General features: G+C 66.1%; 16 protein-coding genes. 9 read left to right on the forward strand and 7 right to left on the reverse strand.

Going from position 1 to position 17,134, the window contains the following annotated elements; all coding sequences use genetic code 11:
* The first annotated feature begins 13 nt into the window (after nt 1-13).
* The 4 genes from AC3FKH_RS22395 (at nt 14) to AC3FKH_RS22410 (ending at nt 4,722) form a co-directional block, all read left to right on the forward strand.
* Nucleotides 14-700 (forward strand): LutC/YkgG family protein, encoded by a 687-nt coding sequence (locus AC3FKH_RS22395; RefSeq protein ID WP_488677977.1) that lies wholly within the window; start codon nt 14-16, stop codon nt 698-700.
* A 105-nt stretch (nt 701-805) separates the two neighbouring features.
* Complete coding sequence (locus AC3FKH_RS22400) at nt 806-2,230, forward strand: sodium:proton antiporter (protein WP_488677979.1); 1,425 nt, start codon at nt 806-808, stop codon at nt 2,228-2,230.
* 4 nt (nt 2,231-2,234) lie between these two features.
* Nucleotides 2,235-3,230 (forward strand): 2-hydroxyacid dehydrogenase, encoded by a 996-nt coding sequence (locus AC3FKH_RS22405; protein WP_488677980.1) that lies wholly within the window; start codon nt 2,235-2,237, stop codon nt 3,228-3,230.
* A gap of 10 nt (nt 3,231-3,240) precedes the next feature.
* Nucleotides 3,241-4,722 carry a DNA recombination protein RmuC gene (locus AC3FKH_RS22410; RefSeq protein WP_488677982.1) on the forward strand — a complete coding sequence of 494 codons (1,482 nt, stop codon included), beginning with the start codon at nt 3,241-3,243 and terminating at the stop codon, nt 4,720-4,722.
* A gap of 50 nt (nt 4,723-4,772) precedes the next feature.
* On the opposite strand, the gene AC3FKH_RS22415 is transcribed toward AC3FKH_RS22410, so the two are convergent.
* The 5 genes from AC3FKH_RS22415 to AC3FKH_RS22435 all read right to left on the reverse strand — a co-directional run bounded on the left by AC3FKH_RS22415 (nt 4,773) and on the right by AC3FKH_RS22435 (nt 11,572).
* Nucleotides 4,773-5,054 carry a hypothetical protein gene (locus AC3FKH_RS22415; RefSeq protein WP_483708662.1) on the reverse strand — a complete coding sequence of 94 codons (282 nt, stop codon included), beginning with the start codon at nt 5,052-5,054 and terminating at the stop codon, nt 4,773-4,775.
* Between the two features lie 171 nt (nt 5,055-5,225).
* Nucleotides 5,226-6,512 (reverse strand): molybdopterin molybdotransferase MoeA, encoded by a 1,287-nt coding sequence (gene moeA / locus AC3FKH_RS22420; protein WP_488677983.1) that lies wholly within the window; start codon nt 6,510-6,512, stop codon nt 5,226-5,228.
* A gap of 15 nt (nt 6,513-6,527) precedes the next feature.
* Complete coding sequence (gene mobA / locus AC3FKH_RS22425; RefSeq protein ID WP_488677984.1) at nt 6,528-7,127, reverse strand: molybdenum cofactor guanylyltransferase MobA; 600 nt, start codon at nt 7,125-7,127, stop codon at nt 6,528-6,530.
* Between the two features lie 25 nt (nt 7,128-7,152).
* Nucleotides 7,153-8,277 (reverse strand): GTP 3',8-cyclase MoaA, encoded by a 1,125-nt coding sequence (moaA, locus tag AC3FKH_RS22430; protein WP_483708659.1) that lies wholly within the window; start codon nt 8,275-8,277, stop codon nt 7,153-7,155.
* Nucleotides 8,278-8,443: 166 nt separating this feature from the next.
* Nucleotides 8,444-11,572, reverse strand: a complete 3,129-nt coding sequence (locus AC3FKH_RS22435; RefSeq protein WP_488677985.1) for an Rne/Rng family ribonuclease — start codon at nt 11,570-11,572, stop codon at nt 8,444-8,446.
* 55 nt (nt 11,573-11,627) lie between these two features.
* On the opposite strand from AC3FKH_RS22435, the gene AC3FKH_RS22440 reads away from it, so the two are divergent.
* Genes AC3FKH_RS22440 through AC3FKH_RS22460 form a run of 5 tightly spaced genes read left to right on the forward strand, consistent with a single transcriptional unit; the run spans nt 11,628 to nt 15,654 of the window.
* A complete protein-coding gene (locus tag AC3FKH_RS22440) occupies nt 11,628-12,338 on the forward strand; it encodes a hypothetical protein (RefSeq protein WP_488677987.1) in 711 nt (236 codons plus the stop codon).
* Nucleotides 12,339-12,340: 2 nt separating this feature from the next.
* Nucleotides 12,341-13,402 carry an RluA family pseudouridine synthase gene (locus tag AC3FKH_RS22445; RefSeq protein WP_488678138.1) on the forward strand — a complete coding sequence of 354 codons (1,062 nt, stop codon included), beginning with the start codon at nt 12,341-12,343 and terminating at the stop codon, nt 13,400-13,402.
* A complete protein-coding gene (locus AC3FKH_RS22450; protein WP_488677988.1) occupies nt 13,383-14,042 on the forward strand; it encodes an HAD-IA family hydrolase in 660 nt (219 codons plus the stop codon). The genes AC3FKH_RS22445 and AC3FKH_RS22450 overlap by 20 nt, the downstream gene beginning before the upstream one ends.
* Nucleotides 14,035-14,439 carry a Rieske (2Fe-2S) protein gene (locus tag AC3FKH_RS22455; RefSeq protein WP_488677989.1) on the forward strand — a complete coding sequence of 135 codons (405 nt, stop codon included), beginning with the start codon at nt 14,035-14,037 and terminating at the stop codon, nt 14,437-14,439. Before AC3FKH_RS22450 ends, AC3FKH_RS22455 begins: the two co-directional genes overlap by 8 nt.
* 27 nt (nt 14,440-14,466) lie before the next feature.
* Nucleotides 14,467-15,654: a S49 family peptidase gene (locus AC3FKH_RS22460; protein ID WP_488677990.1), complete on the forward strand. Its 1,188-nt coding sequence runs from the start codon at nt 14,467-14,469 to the stop codon at nt 15,652-15,654.
* A gap of 57 nt (nt 15,655-15,711) precedes the next feature.
* On the opposite strand, the gene AC3FKH_RS22465 is transcribed toward AC3FKH_RS22460, so the two are convergent.
* On the reverse strand, nt 15,712-16,443 hold the full coding sequence (locus AC3FKH_RS22465; RefSeq protein ID WP_488678139.1) for an SAM-dependent methyltransferase: 732 nt from the start codon (nt 16,441-16,443) through the stop codon (nt 15,712-15,714).
* A 17-nt stretch (nt 16,444-16,460) separates the two neighbouring features.
* Nucleotides 16,461-17,060, reverse strand: a complete 600-nt coding sequence (locus tag AC3FKH_RS22470) for a Maf-like protein (protein WP_488677992.1) — start codon at nt 17,058-17,060, stop codon at nt 16,461-16,463.
* Nucleotides 17,061-17,134 lie beyond the last annotated feature (74 nt).

Here is a 17,134-nt window from a genome sequence, read left to right on the forward strand (position 1 = left end):
GACGCCAGGCCCTATGGAAACCAACAACGCCCGTGACCGCATTTTTGCCCGTATCCGCGCCGCGCAGGGGCGTTTGCCCAAGGTAACCAGCGGCGAGCGCGAAGCCGTGGCCGACTACCTCGCGCGTCATCCGCAGGGGCCTCGCCCAGAGGTGCACCCGGACCGTACCGAAGCCTTCATGGCACAGGCGCAGCGCATGGCGTCCACGGTCGATCGTGTCGCGACGCTCGCCGATGTGCCGGCCGCGACAGCGCGCTTCCTGGACAGCCTGAACCTGGTGCATCGTGCCGTCGCGTGGGACGCGTTTGGCGCGCTGCCATGGCAGGACAGCGGCTTGACCGTGGAGTGCCGGCCTCCCGAGCGCGATCCGCAGGCCGACCACGACCATGGCGATCTGGTCGGCATCACGGGCTGTTTCTGCGCCATCGCCGAGACGGGGTCGCTGATGCTGCTGTCGGGGCCGGAAACGTTCGCGTCGGCAGCGCTGTTGCCGGAGACACATATCGCGGTGGTGCCCGTGTCGCGCATCGTCGACAGTCTCGAAGATGCGTTCGCGCTGGTTCGCGGCGAACGCGGCGAGTTGCCGCGCGCGACCAATATCATCAGCGGCCCCTCGCGTACCGGCGATATCGAGCAGACCATCGTGCTGGGCGCGCATGGGCCGTATCGCGTCCACGTCATCCTGGTCGACCAGACCTGATCGCGCGCTTCGGAAGGGCAGGCGCGGCGCCGCTACAGGTCTCATACCTGCGCGGCAGTTTTGCCCGGCCGCTCCCGCGCACACTGTCCAAGGAGAGTTCATCTGATGCAACGTGCCCGCATGCTGTGGCCGGTGCCGGCCATGCTGGCCTTTTTGCCGTCGCTGTCACGCGCCGCCGACATCGATGGCGCAACGCTGTCCGCATGGTGGGGACTACCGTTCGCGGGGGTGCTGCTGTCGATTGCGCTGTTGCCGCTGCTGGCGCCGCGTTTCTGGCATCACCACTACGGCAAGATCGCCGCGGGCTGGGGCCTCCTGTTCCTGCTGCCGTTCGCCGCGGTGTTCGGCGTGCATACGGCGTTGGCAGGCGCGGTGCACGCGCTGCTGGCCGAGTACATTCCATTCATCGCGCTGATCGCAGCGCTCTATATCGTCGCGGGCGGTATCTGCGTGCGCGGCAACCTGCACGGAACGCCGGGGCTCAATACCGGCATCCTGACACTCGGCACGGTGCTTGCCAGCGTCATGGGGACGACGGGCGCGGCCATGCTGCTGATCCGGCCGCTGCTGCGCGCCAACGACAACCGCCGCCATGTGTCGCACGTGGTGGTCTTCTTCATCTTCCTGGTGGCCAATGCGGGCGGCGCGCTCACGCCGCTCGGCGATCCGCCGCTGTTCCTGGGCTTCCTGCAGGGCGTGGACTTCTTCTGGACGCTGCGCAATATCCTGCCGGAGACGTTGTTCATCTGCTTGGCGCTGCTGGCGATCTTCTACGTGCTCGACCGGCACTACTATCACAACAAGGAGGAGGCGCTGCCAGCCAGCAGCGATCCCACGCCGGACACACGCGGCCTGCGCATCGAAGGCAAGTTCAACTTCGCGCTGTTGCTCGCGGTGGTGGGTCTGGTCCTGATGAGCGGATTGTGGAAGCCAGGCCTCTCGTTCGACGTGCTTGGTACCGAAGTGCCGCTGCAGGCGGCCGTGCGCGACGTGATGCTGGTGGCCGTGGCCATGGTCTCGCTGCTGGTGACGCCGCACTCGGCACGCAACGGCAACGAGTTCAGCTGGGAGCCGATCCTGGAGGTCGGCAAGCTTTTTGCCGGCATCTTCCTGACCATCATCCCGGTGATTGCCATGCTCAAGGCCGGCACCGACGGCGCGTTCGGGGTCGTGGTCCGGACGGTCAGCGATGCCAACGGGCAGCCCGTCGACAGCATGTACTTCTGGGCGACCGGCCTGTTGTCGTCCTTCCTGGACAATGCGCCGACCTACCTGGTGTTCTTCAACACCGCAGGCGGAGATGCCGCCACGCTGATGACGCGCGACGCTTCCACGCTCGCGGCCATTTCCGCCGGTGCGGTGTTCATGGGCGCCAATACCTATATCGGCAATGCGCCGAACCTGATGGTGAAAGCCATCGCAGAAAACCGCGGCCTGCGCATGCCCAGTTTCTTCGGCTACATGCTATGGTCTGGCTCCATCCTGCTGCCGCTGTTCCTGGTGATGACGTTCCTCTTTTTCAAAGTGTGATGCCATGAAGCCGTCTGTCCTTGTCACCCGCGCCATTTTTCCCGACGTCATTGACCATCTCGCGCGGCATTTCGATGTCGACGACAACCAGCAGGACGCCGTGCTCGATGCCGACGCGCTCAAGGCGCGCCTGGCCGGCAAGGCGGGCGTGCTGACCAATACCGCCGACCGCGTCGATGCCGGCCTGATTGCCGCGCTGCCCGGGCTACGTGCCGTCTGCAACATGGCGGTGGGCTACAACAACCTCGACATTCCGGCATTGACCGCTGCGGGCATTGTCGCCACGAACACGCCTGACGTGCTGACCGAGACCACGGCCGATTTCGGCTGGGCGCTGCTGATGGCGACCGCGCGCCGCGTCACCGAGTCCGAGCACTACCTGCGCGATGGCAGGTGGCAGCGATGGAGCTATGACATGCTGGTCGGCATGGACGTGTACGGCAGCACGCTGGGCATCCTCGGCATGGGCCGCATCGGCCAGGCGCTGGCTCGGCGCGCGGCCGGGTTTGGCATGACGGTGCTGTACCACAACCGCACCCAGCTGCCGGCGTCCACGGAGCAGGCGCTCAATGCGCGTTATGTGAGCAAGGCCGAGCTGCTGCAACAGTCCGACCACCTGGTGCTGGTCCTGCCGTATGGCCCGGACAGCCACCACGCGATCGGCGCTGCCGAACTGAACCAGATGAAGCCGACTGCGACGCTGGTCAACCTTGCGCGCGGTGGCATCGTCGATGACGAGGCGCTGGCGCACGCGCTAAAGGCGCGTCGCATCTTCGCTGCGGGCCTCGACGTGTTCGAAGGCGAACCGGATGTTCACCCGGACCTGCTGATCGTGCCCAACATTGTGCTGACACCGCATATCGCCAGCGCATCGGAGAAGACGCGCCGTGCCATGGCCATGCTGGCCGCCGACAACCTGATCGCGGCGCTCGATGCCGGGCCTGATGCCGGGCATCCCAAGTCCGTCATCAATCCCACGGTGATGGGGCATCGCCGCTGAAACGTTACCTATGACCTGGATTCCCCTGCTTACGCTGGGCGTGGCGCTGCTGGCGCTGGTTCTGCTTGTCGTCCTGGTGCTGCGCCAGCAGGCAACGCCAGCCGACGGCGACCTGCATCGCCAGCTTGCCGATTCCCGCAATGAAGGCCTGCGCGGGATGGAGCGGCTCGAACGCGAACTGCGCAATGAAGTGGCCGAGGCCGCGCGCGGCAGCCGGTCGGAGTCGGCCCAGCAGATGCTGCGCTTCCAGCAGACGCTGTCGTCACAGCTCACGAGCATCGCCACGCTGCAGAACAACCAGATCGACACCTTTGCCCAGCAGCTGGCCAAGCTGACCGAATCGAACACCCAGCAACTCGAACACGTCAGGCAGAACCTGCTGTTGCAGGGTCAGCAGGCACGCGACGAGCAGGCCATGTCGTTGCGCCGCTTTGGCGACGGCCTGCAGCAGCAGCTTGCGCAGATGTCGGAGGCCAATGAGCGCCGGCTGGCCGAGGTGCGCGCCACGCTGGAGCAGAAGCTGCGCGACATCGAGGCGAACAACGCCACCAAGCTCGACGAAATGCGCCGCACCGTCGACGAGAAGCTGCACGCCACGCTGGAGCAACGGCTCGGCGAGTCGTTCCGGCTGGTCTCGGACCGGCTCGAGCAGGTGCATCGCGGTCTTGGCGAAATGCAGATGCTGGCGCAGGGCGTCGGCGACCTGAAGAAGGTACTCACCAACGTGAAGTCGCGCGGCACCTGGGGTGAAGTGCAACTCGAGATGTTGCTCGAGCAGATGCTGACGCATGACCAGTACGCCAAGAACGTGGAAACCGTGCGCAACTCGGGCGCGCGCGTGGAATTTGCCATCCGCCTGCCGGGCAAGGATGCCGCGCAGGGCGCGGTCTGGCTGCCGATTGATGCCAAGTTCCCGAAGGAGCAGTACGAGCGACTGCTCGATGCCCAGGAGCGTGGCGACGTCGACGGCGTGGCCGCGTTTGGGCGTGAGCTGGAAGTGGCATTGCGGCGCGAGGCGCAGACCATCTCGGAGAAATACCTGTCGCCGCCCGCTACCACGGATTTCGCCATTCTCTTCCTGCCGACGGAAGGGCTATACGCAGAGGTCTTGCGCCGGCCCGGCCTGACCGATGTGATGCAGCGGAACTACCGCGTCACGGTGGCGGGACCGACCACGCTGACGGCACTGCTGAACAGCCTGCAGATGGGTTTCCGCACGTTGGCACTGGAAAAGCGCTCCAGCGAAGTGTGGGAAGTGCTGGGAGCGGTGAAGACGGAGTTCGGGAAATTCGGGGACGTGCTTGCCAAGACCCGCGATACGCTGGAGCGTGCGGCACGCAATATCGAACAGGCCGAGGTTCGCACGCGCCAGATGGCGCGCAAGCTGCGGACAGTCGAGGCCTTGCCTGGCGAGGCGGCACAGCAGTTGCTGGGCACCGGCGTGCCCGAGGTGCTGGGCGTGCCCGAAGTGTCGGAGGACGCGGGCGGCTGAAGTTGGCGGCGCGGGCTGGCGGCGCGGCGCGCGCCAGCTCCGCAAGCGGATCAGTTCTGCTCTTCGGGCGCCAGTTCGCGCACGTGAACTTCGATGCCGCCAAAGCGCGCGGCAACCCAGTTGTAGGCCTTGCAGGCCAGCCACAGCAGACCGAATCCGATCAGGGCGTTCAGGATCAGCGCCGTGAACACGGTGATGCCGGGCAGGTCGCCATAGCGGATGAAGGCAACAAACAGCCCCAGCGAGACGATCGGTACCGAAAAGCACAGGTAGACCAGCACTAGTGCGCGGGCGGTCTTGACCGGGTGGAGGTAGGCAATCTCCTGATTCATGACGGGGGAGAGATATGTTTCAAAATCGTGCGGCAAGTGTAGCGATTGCCCGTTGCCACGCATAGCCCGGCAACGGCGTGGCGTACATTTCACCCGCTACCGCCAACAGTGGCCGTCAATATGCGGCGCAAAAACGACACATTGGCGTCGCCCGGTCGCTCGGTTTTGAGCTCAGACCAGCCCGTCGAACAGCAGCACGTCGACCAGATCGCCGGCCCGGACGGAATCCTGCTCGTGCGCCAGTACGATGAAGCAATTGGCTTCGCTCATCGAGCGCAGCACGCCGGAGCCTTGTTGTCCGGTCACTCGCACCTCCCAGTCGTGATCGCCGCGCGCCAGGATGCCGCGCTGGTACTCGGTGCGGCCGGGCTTCTTGCGGATCGGCTGGGCGCTGCGCACGCGCATCAGCGGCAGCGGCGGCACGCTGGCACCCATTTGACGGTGCAGTGCGGCGCGCACGAAATGGTAGAAGGTGACCATGACGGCCACCGGATTGCCGGGCAGGCCGAACAGCAGCGCGTCGCGTCCGCCCGAGGCGATGCGCCCGAATGCCATCGGGCGCCCGGGTCGCATGGCGATTTTCCAGAAGGTGACGTCGCCCAGGCTGGCCATGATCTGCTTGGTGTAGTCGGCTTCGCCGACCGAGACGCCGCCCGAGGTGATGACCGCGTCCGCATTCTCGCAGGCCGAGCGGAACGCGGCTTCCAGTGCGGCGGGGTCATCGCGCACCACACCCATGTCGATCAGCTCGACGTTCAGGCGTCGCAGCATCCCGTGCAAGGTATAGCGGTTCGAGTCGTAGACACAGCCCGGATCGAGCGGCTCGCCGATCGAGCGCAATTCGTCGCCCGTCGAGAAGAAAGCCACGCGCAGGCGCCGGCGCACCCGTACCTCGGCAAATCCCAGCGAGGCCAGCAGGCCCAGGTCCGCGGGCTGGATGACGCGCCCAGCCGGCAGCGCAGCCTGGTCGCGCGCCAGGTCTTCGCCGCGCAAGCGTCGGTTGTCGCCAGCGCGCACCGTGTCGGCGGCGAAGCGGATGCGGCTGCCATCGGCCGATGCTTCCACAAACTCCTGCGGCACCACGGTGTCGCAGCCTGCGGGCATGACCGCGCCGGTCATGATGCGCACGGCCTGGCCTGCGCCCGGCGGGGTGCCGGCGCCACCACCAGCGAATGCGGTCTCACGCGCGACTTCCAGTTCCACGTGCCCTGCGGCCGACTGTAGCGCGCTGCTGGCAAAGGCGTAGCCATCCATCGCCGAGTTGTCGTGCGCGGGTACGTCGATCGGCGAGATGATGTCCTCGGCCAGAACGCGATCCAGCGCGCTGCGGATGGGCACCTGCTCGATGCCGCGCACCGGCTCCACCACCTCGCCGATGATGCGGTTGGCATGCGCCACGGGCAGGGCGGTGGGGTCGTAGTCGGACAGGCAGGAAATGACGGATTGCAGGGATGGCATGGTAGGAACGGGCCTTCAGCCGGCGTCGTGCGTGCGCAGCTCGTCGAGGGTGTTGATATTGGCAAAGGCGCCGGCGTCATCGAACAGGACTTCCGCGAGCCGGTGCGAAGCCGCCCAGGTTTCGATCTTGCGTCCGCCGCCGTTCAGGTAGGCGAGCAGGTCGTCCAGCATGCCGACCGGCATCAGACAGAAGACCGGCTGCAACTGGCGGCGGCCGTCCGCATCGACCGTGACCGGGATCGCCAGCTCGGCGCCTTCGGCTTCGATGGCGTCGGCGAGCCGTTGCACCAGATCGGCAGGCAGGAACGGTGAATCGCAGGGCGCAGTGACCATCCAGCCCGTGGGGCATTGCTCGAGCCCGGCCAGCATGCCGGCCAGCGGTCCGGCAAAGTCGGGCACCGAGTCGGTCACCACCGGCACGCCGAACGATTCATAGGCCGACAGGTTGCGGTTCGCGTTGATCATCAGCGCGCCGGTCTGCGGCGTCAGCCGCATCAGCGTGTGCATGGCCATGGGCGTGCCGTGCAAGGGCTGGAGGCCTTTGTCGGTGCCGCCCATGCGGCTGCCCCTGCCGCCTGCCAGGATCAGGCCGGTAATGTCGTCGCGTGCAATCATCGGAGAGATTGGGTCCGGCGGCGGGTCATCCGCCGATGTATGACATTTCGATCTTGCGTTCGGCGCGAGCCTGACGCACCGCGGGGTTGCTGCGCTGCTCGGAGTAGTTGTCGGTGCGGCCCTGCCAGACCTGTGCGATGGCGTTCGACACCTGCAGATCGCTGTAACCGCCGCGCAGCAGGGCGCGCAGGTCATAGCCCTCGGTCGCGAACAGGCACAGGTAGAGGCGGCCTTCGGTCGACAGCCGGATGCGGCTGCAGTCGCCGCAGAACGCGTGGCTCACGCTGGAGATCACGCCGATCTCGCCGCCGCCGTCGCGGTAGCGCCAGCGCTCGGCGGTTTCGCCGGCGTAGTTGGCTTGCACCGGCTCCAGCGGGAAGGCTTCGTCGATGCGGCGGACCACTTCGGCGGATGGCAGCACTTCGTCCATCTGCCAGTGGTTGCTGGCGCCGACATCCATGAACTCGATAAAGCGCACGATGATGCCGCTGCCGCGGAAGTGGCGGGCAAGCGGCACGATCTCTGCGTCGTTGGTACCGCGCTTGACCACCATATTGACCTTGATCGGCGCCAGCCCCACGGCTTGCGCGGTCTCAATGCCGTGCAGCACGTCAGCCACGGCGAAGTCCACGTCATTCATGCGGCGGAAGGTGGCGTCGTCGATGGCGTCGAGGCTCACGCTCACGCGGCTCAGCCCGGCATCGCGCAGCGACCGCGCCTTGCGCGCCAGCAGCGATGCATTGGTCGTCAGCGTCAGGTCCAGCGGCTTGCCGGAGGCGGTTTCGATGCGCGCCAGCATCTCGACGAGCTTCTCGATGTTCTTGCGCAGCAGCGGCTCGCCGCCAGTCAGGCGGATCTTTTCGACGCCCAGGCTGGCGAACAGTCGTGCCGTACGCTCGATTTCCTCGAAGCTGAGCAGTTCGGAGTGCGGCAGGAAGGTGTAGTCCTTGTCGAAGACTTCCTTCGGCATGCAATACACGCAGCGGAAATTGCAGCGGTCCGTCACCGAGATACGCAGGTCGTGCAGCGGGCGCGCCCGGGTGTCGGCGACCAGCCCGGAAGGCTCTGCCAGCGTTTCAGGGATGCTGGGCGTCATCGAGCGGTAGCGATGATCGCGCAGGTCGAAGATCGGAATGACGGTTTCGGTCATGGCCTGTGGGTGGGCGATGCGTCCGGGGAGCCAGGCTCGGGGGATCGGATGCATTCTGGTGCCATTCTAGCCGAGGCGGGCTGCCGGTATCCGGATTGCCCCTGCATGAAAAAGGGGACGGCCATGCCGTCCCCCTTCGATTTCCCGTGGACAGGAAATGTGGCGCTTACTGCTGTGCGCCCGATTCGACCTCGCGGCCGCCGGTCTCGACCAGGATCATCGGGCCTTGCGGCAACGGCGGCAGCGGCTTGCGCTCACGCGGCACGCGCGGCGCGGGCACGATGCGTGCGGCGGCCTCCTGGGCTGCTCGCAGCTTTTCGCTGTCCGTGCCGACCCACTCCAGGCCGGCCGTGGCCAGCATCGGCTGCAGGCCTTCCATCGGCAGCGGCGACACGGTGACCGGGCTGGCCGTCACGGCCGGAGCCGGGGTGGCCGGTGCGGCAGCCGCGGAGGCCACGGGTGCTGCCGGCGCTTGGACCACGGCGGGTGCGACGGCGGGCTGCACGATGGCGGCGGCCGGCTCGGCCTGCATGGGCGCTACAGGCTCGGTAGCCACGACTACCGGCTCGACGACGACTGGCGCCGGTGCAACTTCGGCGGCCGGAGCTTGGCCAATCACCGGCGCGGGTGCCTGCGTCACAACCGGTTCGGCCCTGACTTCGGCCACCGGGGCGGCAACTGCCTCGACAGCCTGAACCGGCGCTTCCGCGACGATTGCGACGGCTTCGACTTCACGGACTTCCCGGACTTCGGCTACCGCAGCGGCCGGAGCCGGTGCGGCGACGGCTTCGGCGGCCACGGCGACGGTCGCTTCGGCCACGATCTCCGCAGGCGTATCGCCTTCGGCATCGTCCTGCGAACCCTGCACCGAATCGTCGCGTTCGCGGCGATAGCGGTTGCGGCCACGGCGGTTGCGGCGGCGACGTTCTTCGCCCTCGCCACCTTCGGTCGCGGCTTCAGCGCCTTCCGGCAGGTCGGCACGCGGTGCCTCGGCTTGCGTATCCTCGAACGCTGCCTGCGGCAGGCTGGCAGCGGCCTGGATGGCAGCCACGGCTTCCACCGGTGCGGCTTCGCCGGCTTCTGCTTCGCGCGCATCGCCACGGTCACGCTGACGCTCGCGCTGCCGTTCGCGGCGATCCTGATTGCGGTCGCGGCGGCCTTCCTGGCGCCCTTCGGCACGTTCACCCTGTGCGGCATCGGCCTGACGGGCCAGTGCGGGCGTGGCTTGGGCGTCGCCCTGGCGCGGCTGACGGCCCTGACGCTCGCCGCGCGGCTCGCGCGGTTCGCGTTGTTCAGTCCGCTCGCCACCCTGACGCTCGGTACGCTCGCCGCGCGGGCCGCGTTCGCCGCGCTGGCGCTCTCCACGCTCGGCGCGTTCACCACGCTCGGTGCGCTCACCGCGTTCGCCACGCTCGCCGCGTTCGCCACGCTGGCCCTGGCCACGGCCTTCGCCACGTTGGCCGCGTTCACGGCGCCCTTCGGGGCTGCGCGCTTCGCTGACGACCGGCTTGGCCGGCTCGACCACCACCGGCGCCGCCGGGCGCACACCAAACAGGCCTTTCAGCCAGGCGATGAAACCGCCGCCTTCGACCGGCGTGGTCGCCGGCACCGGCGGCGCAGCCGGGGCGGCCTCCGGACGCGGAGCGCGCTCGGCGCGAGGCACCGAGACAGGTGCCGGCTGTTCCGGCGTGATGCCCTTGACCGCTGCTTCCTGGCGCGGCTTGGCGTCTTCCTTCTTGCGGCTGCTGTAGCTGGTATCGGCTTCCAGTTCCTTGGCGGCGGCTTCGGCCATGCGGTAGCTGGCCGTGCCTTCTTCCAGGCGCGGATCGTCGTGGCGCAGGCGCTCCAGCTTGTAGTGCGGCGTCTCCAGGTGCTTGTTCGGAATCAACAGCACGTTGACCTTGAAGCGCAGTTCGATCAGGTTGATTTCCTGGCGCTTTTCGTTCAGCAGGAAGGCGGCGACCTCCACCGGCACCTGGCAGTGGATGGCGGCGGTGTTTTCCTTCATCGCCTCTTCCTGGATGATGCGCAGCACCTGCAGGGCGGACGATTCGGTATCGCGGATGTGGCCCGTGCCGTTGCAGCGCGGGCAAGTGATGTGCGAGCCCTCGGACAGCGACGGACGCAGGCGCTGGCGCGACAGCTCCATCAGGCCAAAGCGGCTGATCTTGCCCATCTGCACGCGTGCGCGATCGTGGCGCAGCGCGTCCTTCAGGCGCGTTTCGACGTCCTTCTGGGCCTTGCCCGACTCCATGTCGATGAAGTCGATCACGATCAGGCCGCCCAGGTCGCGCAGGCGCAGCTGGCGGGCGATCTCGTCGGCCGCCTCGAGGTTGGTGCGCAGCGCCGTTTCCTCGATGTCGGCGCCCTTGGTGGCGCGGGCCGAGTTCACGTCGACCGAGACCAGGGCCTCGGTGTGGTCGATCACGATGGCGCCGCCGGACGGCAGCATCACCATGCGGGAATAGGCCGACTCGATCTGGTGCTCGATCTGGAAACGCGAGAAGAGGGGCACGTCGTCCCGGTACTTCTTCACGCGGTTCATGTTGTCAGGCATCACCACGCTCATGAAGGCGCGGGCCTGTTCGTAGATCTCGTCGGTATCGATCAGGATCTCGCCGATATCCGGCTGGAAGTAATCGCGGATCGCGCGGATGACCAGGCTCGATTCCAGGTAGATCAGCAGCGGGGCCTTGTTGTCGCCGGCGGCGCCGTCGATGGCCTTCCACAGTTGCAGCAGGTAGTTCAGGTCCCACTGCAGTTCCTCGGCCGAGCGGCCGATGCCGGCGGTACGCGCGATGATGCTCATGCCGTCCGGCACGGCCAGCTGCGCCATGGTTTCGCGCAGTTCCTGGCGGTCTTCGCCTTCGATACGGCGCGACACGCCGCCGCCGCGCGGGTTGTTCGGCATCAGCACCAGGTAGCGGCCGGCCAGCGAGATGAACGTGGTCAGGGCCGCGCCCTTGTTGCCGCGCTCTTCCTTTTCGACCTGGACGATCAGTTCCTGGCCTTCATGGAGGGCGTCCTGGATGCGCGCGTTGCGCACGTCGATGCCTTCCTTGAAGAAGGCGCGGGCCACTTCCTTGAAGGGCAGGAAGCCGTGGCGTTCCTCGCCGTAGTTGACGAAGCAGGCTTCCAGCGAGGGTTCGATGCGGGTGATGACACCCTTGTATATATTGCCCTTGCGCTGTTCGCGCCCGGCGGTTTCGATGTCGATATCGATCAGCTTCTGACCGTCGACGATGGCGACGCGCAATTCCTCCTGTTGCGTCGCGTTAAACAGCATGCGTTTCATCGCAATAACTCCAGTGTCGCGGATGGCACCGTCAAGCGGTGTCCGCGGCGAATCGATGAAGCACGCAAGGGAGCGAAGCGAGGCGCGAGAATTGCCGAAAAGCGCCAAATTGCGTCAAGACGCAACCGGCTGGGCGCGGGTGAAAGAAAGGCGACGACGTCTGCGAGAACGTCCGCGTGGCGGGAAAGAACACCGGCTGCTGCTCTTGTCGCAGAAATCCGGCGTATTCCCGGATGCCGGCGGCGATGCGGGGCCGGCGCAAACGGCGCCGGCGGCATCGCGGCCGGCCACGGAAGGCCTAGACGCGTCAAAGAGCAAGTTTTTCGGACGCGGCACGGCGACCATTTGCTACCTGACATCTCCTGGCGGGCGCACCTACTACTTCTTGGAGTTCTGCGACCGGGCGCCGGTATTTCTAGTCAGGTGGCAGGCACGCCTGCCGGCCGGCACCGTTTCCCGGTGCGGCGGGACTTTCTCTCACCGAAGCGGATGCCACCGGGCATCCGCCTTGAATTCTGTTTTACCTGAACACTTTGTTCCCACGAAATTGCCGGCCTTGCCGAAGCCACCTCTGGGCGACTTCCTGCGCGCCGGCAATTGCGCGCGTGCTGCTTTGCCGCCATTTGCCCGTCTGGCGCCTGCGGGTTACGCGAATAAGCGGGAGACGGAAGGGCTGACGGCAACCCCAAGTGTAAAATGCGATAAATCGCTTACACAGGACTTGCGCTGCCGGTCATTGGCCGGAACAGCGAGGAAATTATATTGAAAATGAATGAGTTACGCCATCAAATTGAAACAGGGGCAAAGTCCGCGCCGGCTGCTCCCCAGGTGGCGTATGTCACGATTGACGAAGGCGCCGAAGGGCAGCGCATCGACAACTTCCTGCTGAAGATATCGAAGGGGGTGCCGAAGAGCCATATCTACCGGGTGCTTCGGTCGGGAGAGGTGCGTGTCAACAAGGGGCGCGTCGACGCCACCTATCGTCTCCAGATTGGCGACGTGGTTCGTATTCCGCCCATGCGTGTGGCGGAATCTTCACAAGCCGGCGCCCGACAGCCCGTGCCGGCTGCCGATTTTCCCATCCTGTTCGAGGACGCGCACCTGCTCATCATCAACAAGCCAGCAGGCGTGGCCGTGCATGGCGGCTCGGGCGTGGCCTTCGGTGTGATCGAGCAGCTGCGCAAGGCGCGGCCGCAGGCCAAATTCCTGGAGCTCGTCCACCGCCTGGACCGTGAGACGTCCGGCATCCTGGTCCTGGCCAAGAAGCGGTCGGCGCTGGTTGACCTGCACGAACAGATCCGTGGCAACAGCATGGACAAGCGCTATTTCGCCTGCGTGGCCGGGGAGTTCGCGAACAGCCGCCAGCATATCCGCCTGCCTCTATATAAATACAGCACTCCGGATGGCGAGCGCCGGGTCCGCGTTCAGGAGGACGGCCTGGCCTCGCACACGGTGTTCAGCCGGATCGAGGCCTTCCCGGGCTTCACGCTGCTGGAAGCGGAATTGAAGACCGGACGCACGCACCAGATTCGCGTGCACCTGTCGCACTCCGGCTTTCCCATCGTCGGCGACGAGAAGTACGGCGACTTTGCGCTGAACAAGCAGCTGGCCCGGGCGAGCGCGCGGCCCGGCATCAAGCGCATGTTCCTGCACGCGCACAAGCTGACGTTCGTTCATCCGGGTACGGGAGAACCGCTCGTGGTGTCGGCACCCCTGCCGGACGAATGCACCGGATTCCTGCAACAATTGCGTAGCCAGAAAAACCAAGGCGCCCCGGAGTCGGGCGCCTCTCACGCCAACAAGGAAAGTAATGGCCAGGCAACAATTTGACCTGATCGTGTTCGACTGGGACGGAACCCTGATGGATTCCACCCCGACCATCGCCAAATGCATCCAGCTGGCCAGCCGGGACTTGGGGCTGCCGGTTCCCGACGACAGTGCCGCCAGCCATGTCATCGGGCTTGGCCTGAAAGACGCGCTGTCATATGCCGTTCCGACCCTGGACCCGGCCGACTATCCCCGCCTGGCCGAACGGTATCGCTACCATTTCCTGACGCGTGATGCCGACCTGGTGCTATTCGACGGCGTGCGCGAAATGCTCGAGGCGCTGCACGGCGAGCACTATTTCCTTGGCGTGGCGACCGGCAAGACCCGCGTTGGCCTGCAACGCGCGCTGGCTGCCAGTGGCCTGACGCGGCTGTTCGATGCCACGCGTTGCGCGGACGAGACGTTTTCGAAGCCACATCCGGCGATGTTGCAGGAACTGACCCGTGAACTGGGCCAGGACCTGGGCCGCACGGTGATGATCGGCGATACGACGCACGACCTGCAGATGGCCGTCAATGCCGGTGCCCATGGCATCGGCGTTTCGTATGGGGCGCATCCCGGTGATTCGCTGCGCGCCATGGCGCCTGTCCACTGCGCGAACTCCATCGGCGATCTGACGGAATGGCTGCTGGCCAATGCCTGAGGCCAGTGTCGACGGCATGGCCGTACAGTTCCTGTGTCCAGCCGACACGCTCATCGACGGCGGAGCGGGTGTGCGTTTCACCGTGGAATGCCAGGCGCGCCGTCTTGCGGCCTTTGTTGTGCGCTTCGATGGTACGGTGCATGGTTACCTGAACCAGTGCGCCCACGTGCCCATGGAGCTGGACTGGCAGGAAGGGCAGTTTTTCGAGTCCTCGGGCCTATACTTGATCTGTTCGACACATGGGGCCATGTACGAACCCGACAGCGGGCTGTGCGTCGGCGGTCCTTGCCGGGGATCCTCCCTGGCTAAATTGCGTATCGAAGAGCGCGACGGCAAGGTATTCTGGGTGCCCGAAGCGCCATACCGACCGGCGGAGTCGCCGGCGAGCACTGCGTAACCCAGAGCCCTTCCACGAGCCACTTGCATGACAGAACAGCAAAAACCGCCTTCGGGCGAATCGGGTCAGCCGGATGAACACGACGGTACAAGCCCCGCCGCGGCGCCGGGTCCGGCGAGCGGTGCGACCGAGGCTGCGGAGCGCCTGGAGACGGCGCACAAGGCGGACTATCCGCTCGAGCGCGAGTTGCGTGCCTCCGATGACGCCGCACGGCGCGAGGCTGGCGAGCGCAAGACGCGCATAGAGGGTGGCAAGGGCAGCGGGCCGGTCGGCGGTGGTGGCGGCTGGGAGCGCGACGTCCTCGAAAAAGTGCTGATGGCGACGCTGCGCGAGCAACGTGCCGCCCGCCGCTGGCGCATTTTCTTCCGTTTCGCCGGCCTGGCTGTCTTGCTGGTCATCTTTTTCGCCGTGTTCGACTTCAAGGGCGACAGCGCCATCGGTACGGGCAAGCATACTGCCATGGTGTCGCTGGACGGCGAGATTGCAGCGGGGACCCCGGCCAGCGCGGAATCGATCAACGCCTCGCTGCAGGCGGCGTTTGCCGACAGCAATGCCGCCGGGGTGATCCTGAAGATCAACTCGCCCGGCGGCTCGCCGGTGCAGGCCGGCATCATCAACGACGAGATCCACCGTCTGCGCGGGCTGTACCCGTCCAAGCCGTTCTACGTGGTCGTCGAAGAGATCTGCGCGTCCGGAGGCTATTACGTGGCGGCCGCCGCGGACAAGATCTATGTCGACAAGGCCAGTATCGTCGGCTCGATCGGCGTGCTGATGGACGGTTTCGGCTTTACGGGTTTGATGGACAAGCTGGGCGTGGAGCGCCGCCTGTACACGTCGGGCGCCAACAAGGGCATGCTGGATCCGTTCTCGCCGCAGGTGCCCCGGCAGAAGGCCTATGCGGAAACCATGCTCAAGGAAATCCACCAGCAGTTCATCGACGTGGTGAAGGAGGGGCGCGGCGATCGCCTCAAGGACGATCCTGAGCTGTTTTCGGGCCTGTTCTGGTCGGGTGAGCGCAGTGTCGAACTGGGGCTGGCGGACGGCCTGGGCGGCGCCGACTACGTGGCGCGCGACTTGTTCAAGGCCGAGGACATCGTCGACTACACCGTCAAGGAAAACATCGCCGAACGCGTGGCCAAGCGCTTTGGCGCCGCGATGGGCACGGCAGCGATGAAGACGATGCTCTGGAGTACCGGGCTGCAAGGCATGCGCTAAGCGCAGGCTTCCCGGCGGATTCTGTCCGCCGGGAGACTTCCCCACATTTGCGCCGATTCAGTCGGCGAGCAAGGAAAAGATGGCGGGGCGCTTGTGAAGGTCGATCCGGTCCGGCCGCCACTGCGCGAGCGGCAGCGTGACGATGGTCTCGGTCGGCAGCGTCAGATCCACGGCTACGGACAGCAGGGTGGTGCCGGCGCAGTGCTGGCGCAGTGCGTCGAGCAGGGCGCCATTGCGGTAGGGCGTTTCAATCCACACCTGCGTCTGGCGGAACTTGCGCGAGTGCTGTTCCAGTTCGCGCAGCCGCTTCGCGCGCTCGTCGGCGTCCACCGGCAGGTAGCCGTTGAAAGCAAAGCTCTGGCCGTTCAGCCCCGAACCCATCACCGCGAGCAGGATCGAACTGGGCCCGACCAGCGGGCGAACACGGATGCCGCGCGCATGGGCCAGCCGCACCAGTTCGGCGCCGGGGTCTGCCACGGCTGGCACGCCGGCTTCAGACAGCAACCCGCCGTCACGGCCCTCGGCCAGCGGCGCGAGCAGTTCAGCCAGCGCTTCGGCGCGGGTGTTGACGTTCAGTTCACGAATTTCGATCTGCTGGATCGGCCGCGCCAGCGGGCACGTCTCCCCCAGCTTCTTGAGGAAGGCGCGCGCGGTCTTGGCGTTCTCCGCGACCAGGTAGTCCAGTTGCGCGGCGACTTGCTGGACGCCCGCCGGGATGACGTCCGGCAGCGGGTCCGCTTCGTCGCGCTTGCCCAGGGTGTTGGGGATCAGGTAAAGGGTGCCGCTCATCGTATGGGGGGAGCCGCTCATGCGGCAAAGAATGGGTAACCGGCCTGACGCAGCATCGTCGTCAGCGCGATCAGCGGCAGGCCGACCAGCGCGGTGGGATCATCCGATTCCACGCGTGACAGCAACGCGATGCCCAGGCCTTCGGACTTGGCGCTGCCGGCGACATCGTACGGCTTTTCGAGGTTTAGGTAGGCATCGATCTCGGCGTCGCTGAGGTCGCGCAGGGTGACGCGCGTCTGCACGTCGGCAAGCTGCGACTGGCCGGTGCGTCCATCGAGCAGGCAGAGCGCGGAATGGAAGGTCGCGGTACGTCCACGCATCAGGCGCAGTTGCTCCCGCGCCTTGTCGTGGGTGCCGGGCTTGCCCATCTGCCGGCCGTCGAGCGTCAGCACCTGGTCCGAGCCGATGATCAGGGTGCCGGGGTGGCGCAGGGCGATGGCCTCAGCCTTGTTCAGCGACAGGCGCAGCGCGGTGGCCTCAGGCGTTTCCTGGTCCAGCGGGGTTTCGTCGATATCGGGCACCGCCACCTCAAAAGGCAGGCGCAGCCGCTCCAGCAACTCGCGCCGATACGGCGAACTGGAGCCCAGGATCAATCTGGGAAGTGGTTGTAAATGCATAAGTGATTGAAGCGGAACAGAAATTCAAAGGTTAAAGCGTTCAAGACCTTTGACCGGGCAGCAGGTTTCGTCTT

This window comes from Cupriavidus sp. 21MJTG02-4, assembly GCF_057798975.1.

Bases quoted from the DNA above. Each gene is read 5' to 3' on its own strand.
- AC3FKH_RS22395 (WP_488677977.1), top strand. From the start codon at position 14: ATGGAAACCAACAACGCCCGTGACCGCATTTTTGCCCGTATCCGCGCC.
- AC3FKH_RS22400 (WP_488677979.1), top strand. From the start codon at position 806: ATGCAACGTGCCCGCATGCTGTGGCCGGTGCCGGCCATGCTGGCCTTT.
- AC3FKH_RS22405 (WP_488677980.1), top strand. From the start codon at position 2,235: ATGAAGCCGTCTGTCCTTGTCACCCGCGCCATTTTTCCCGACGTCATT.
- AC3FKH_RS22410 (WP_488677982.1), top strand. From the start codon at position 3,241: ATGACCTGGATTCCCCTGCTTACGCTGGGCGTGGCGCTGCTGGCGCTG.
- AC3FKH_RS22415 (WP_483708662.1), bottom strand. From the start codon at position 5,054: ATGAATCAGGAGATTGCCTACCTCCACCCGGTCAAGACCGCCCGCGCA.
- moeA (WP_488677983.1), bottom strand. From the start codon at position 6,512: ATGCCATCCCTGCAATCCGTCATTTCCTGCCTGTCCGACTACGACCCC.
- mobA (WP_488677984.1), bottom strand. From the start codon at position 7,127: ATGATTGCACGCGACGACATTACCGGCCTGATCCTGGCAGGCGGCAGG.
- moaA (WP_483708659.1), bottom strand. From the start codon at position 8,277: ATGACCGAAACCGTCATTCCGATCTTCGACCTGCGCGATCATCGCTAC.
- AC3FKH_RS22435 (WP_488677985.1), bottom strand. From the start codon at position 11,572: ATGAAACGCATGCTGTTTAACGCGACGCAACAGGAGGAATTGCGCGTC.
- AC3FKH_RS22440 (WP_488677987.1), top strand. From the start codon at position 11,628: ATGAAGCACGCAAGGGAGCGAAGCGAGGCGCGAGAATTGCCGAAAAGC.
- AC3FKH_RS22445 (WP_488678138.1), top strand. From the start codon at position 12,341: ATGAATGAGTTACGCCATCAAATTGAAACAGGGGCAAAGTCCGCGCCG.
- AC3FKH_RS22450 (WP_488677988.1), top strand. From the start codon at position 13,383: ATGGCCAGGCAACAATTTGACCTGATCGTGTTCGACTGGGACGGAACC.
- AC3FKH_RS22455 (WP_488677989.1), top strand. From the start codon at position 14,035: ATGCCTGAGGCCAGTGTCGACGGCATGGCCGTACAGTTCCTGTGTCCA.
- AC3FKH_RS22460 (WP_488677990.1), top strand. From the start codon at position 14,467: ATGACAGAACAGCAAAAACCGCCTTCGGGCGAATCGGGTCAGCCGGAT.
- AC3FKH_RS22465 (WP_488678139.1), bottom strand. From the start codon at position 16,443: ATGAGCGGCACCCTTTACCTGATCCCCAACACCCTGGGCAAGCGCGAC.
- AC3FKH_RS22470 (WP_488677992.1), bottom strand. From the start codon at position 17,060: ATGCATTTACAACCACTTCCCAGATTGATCCTGGGCTCCAGTTCGCCG.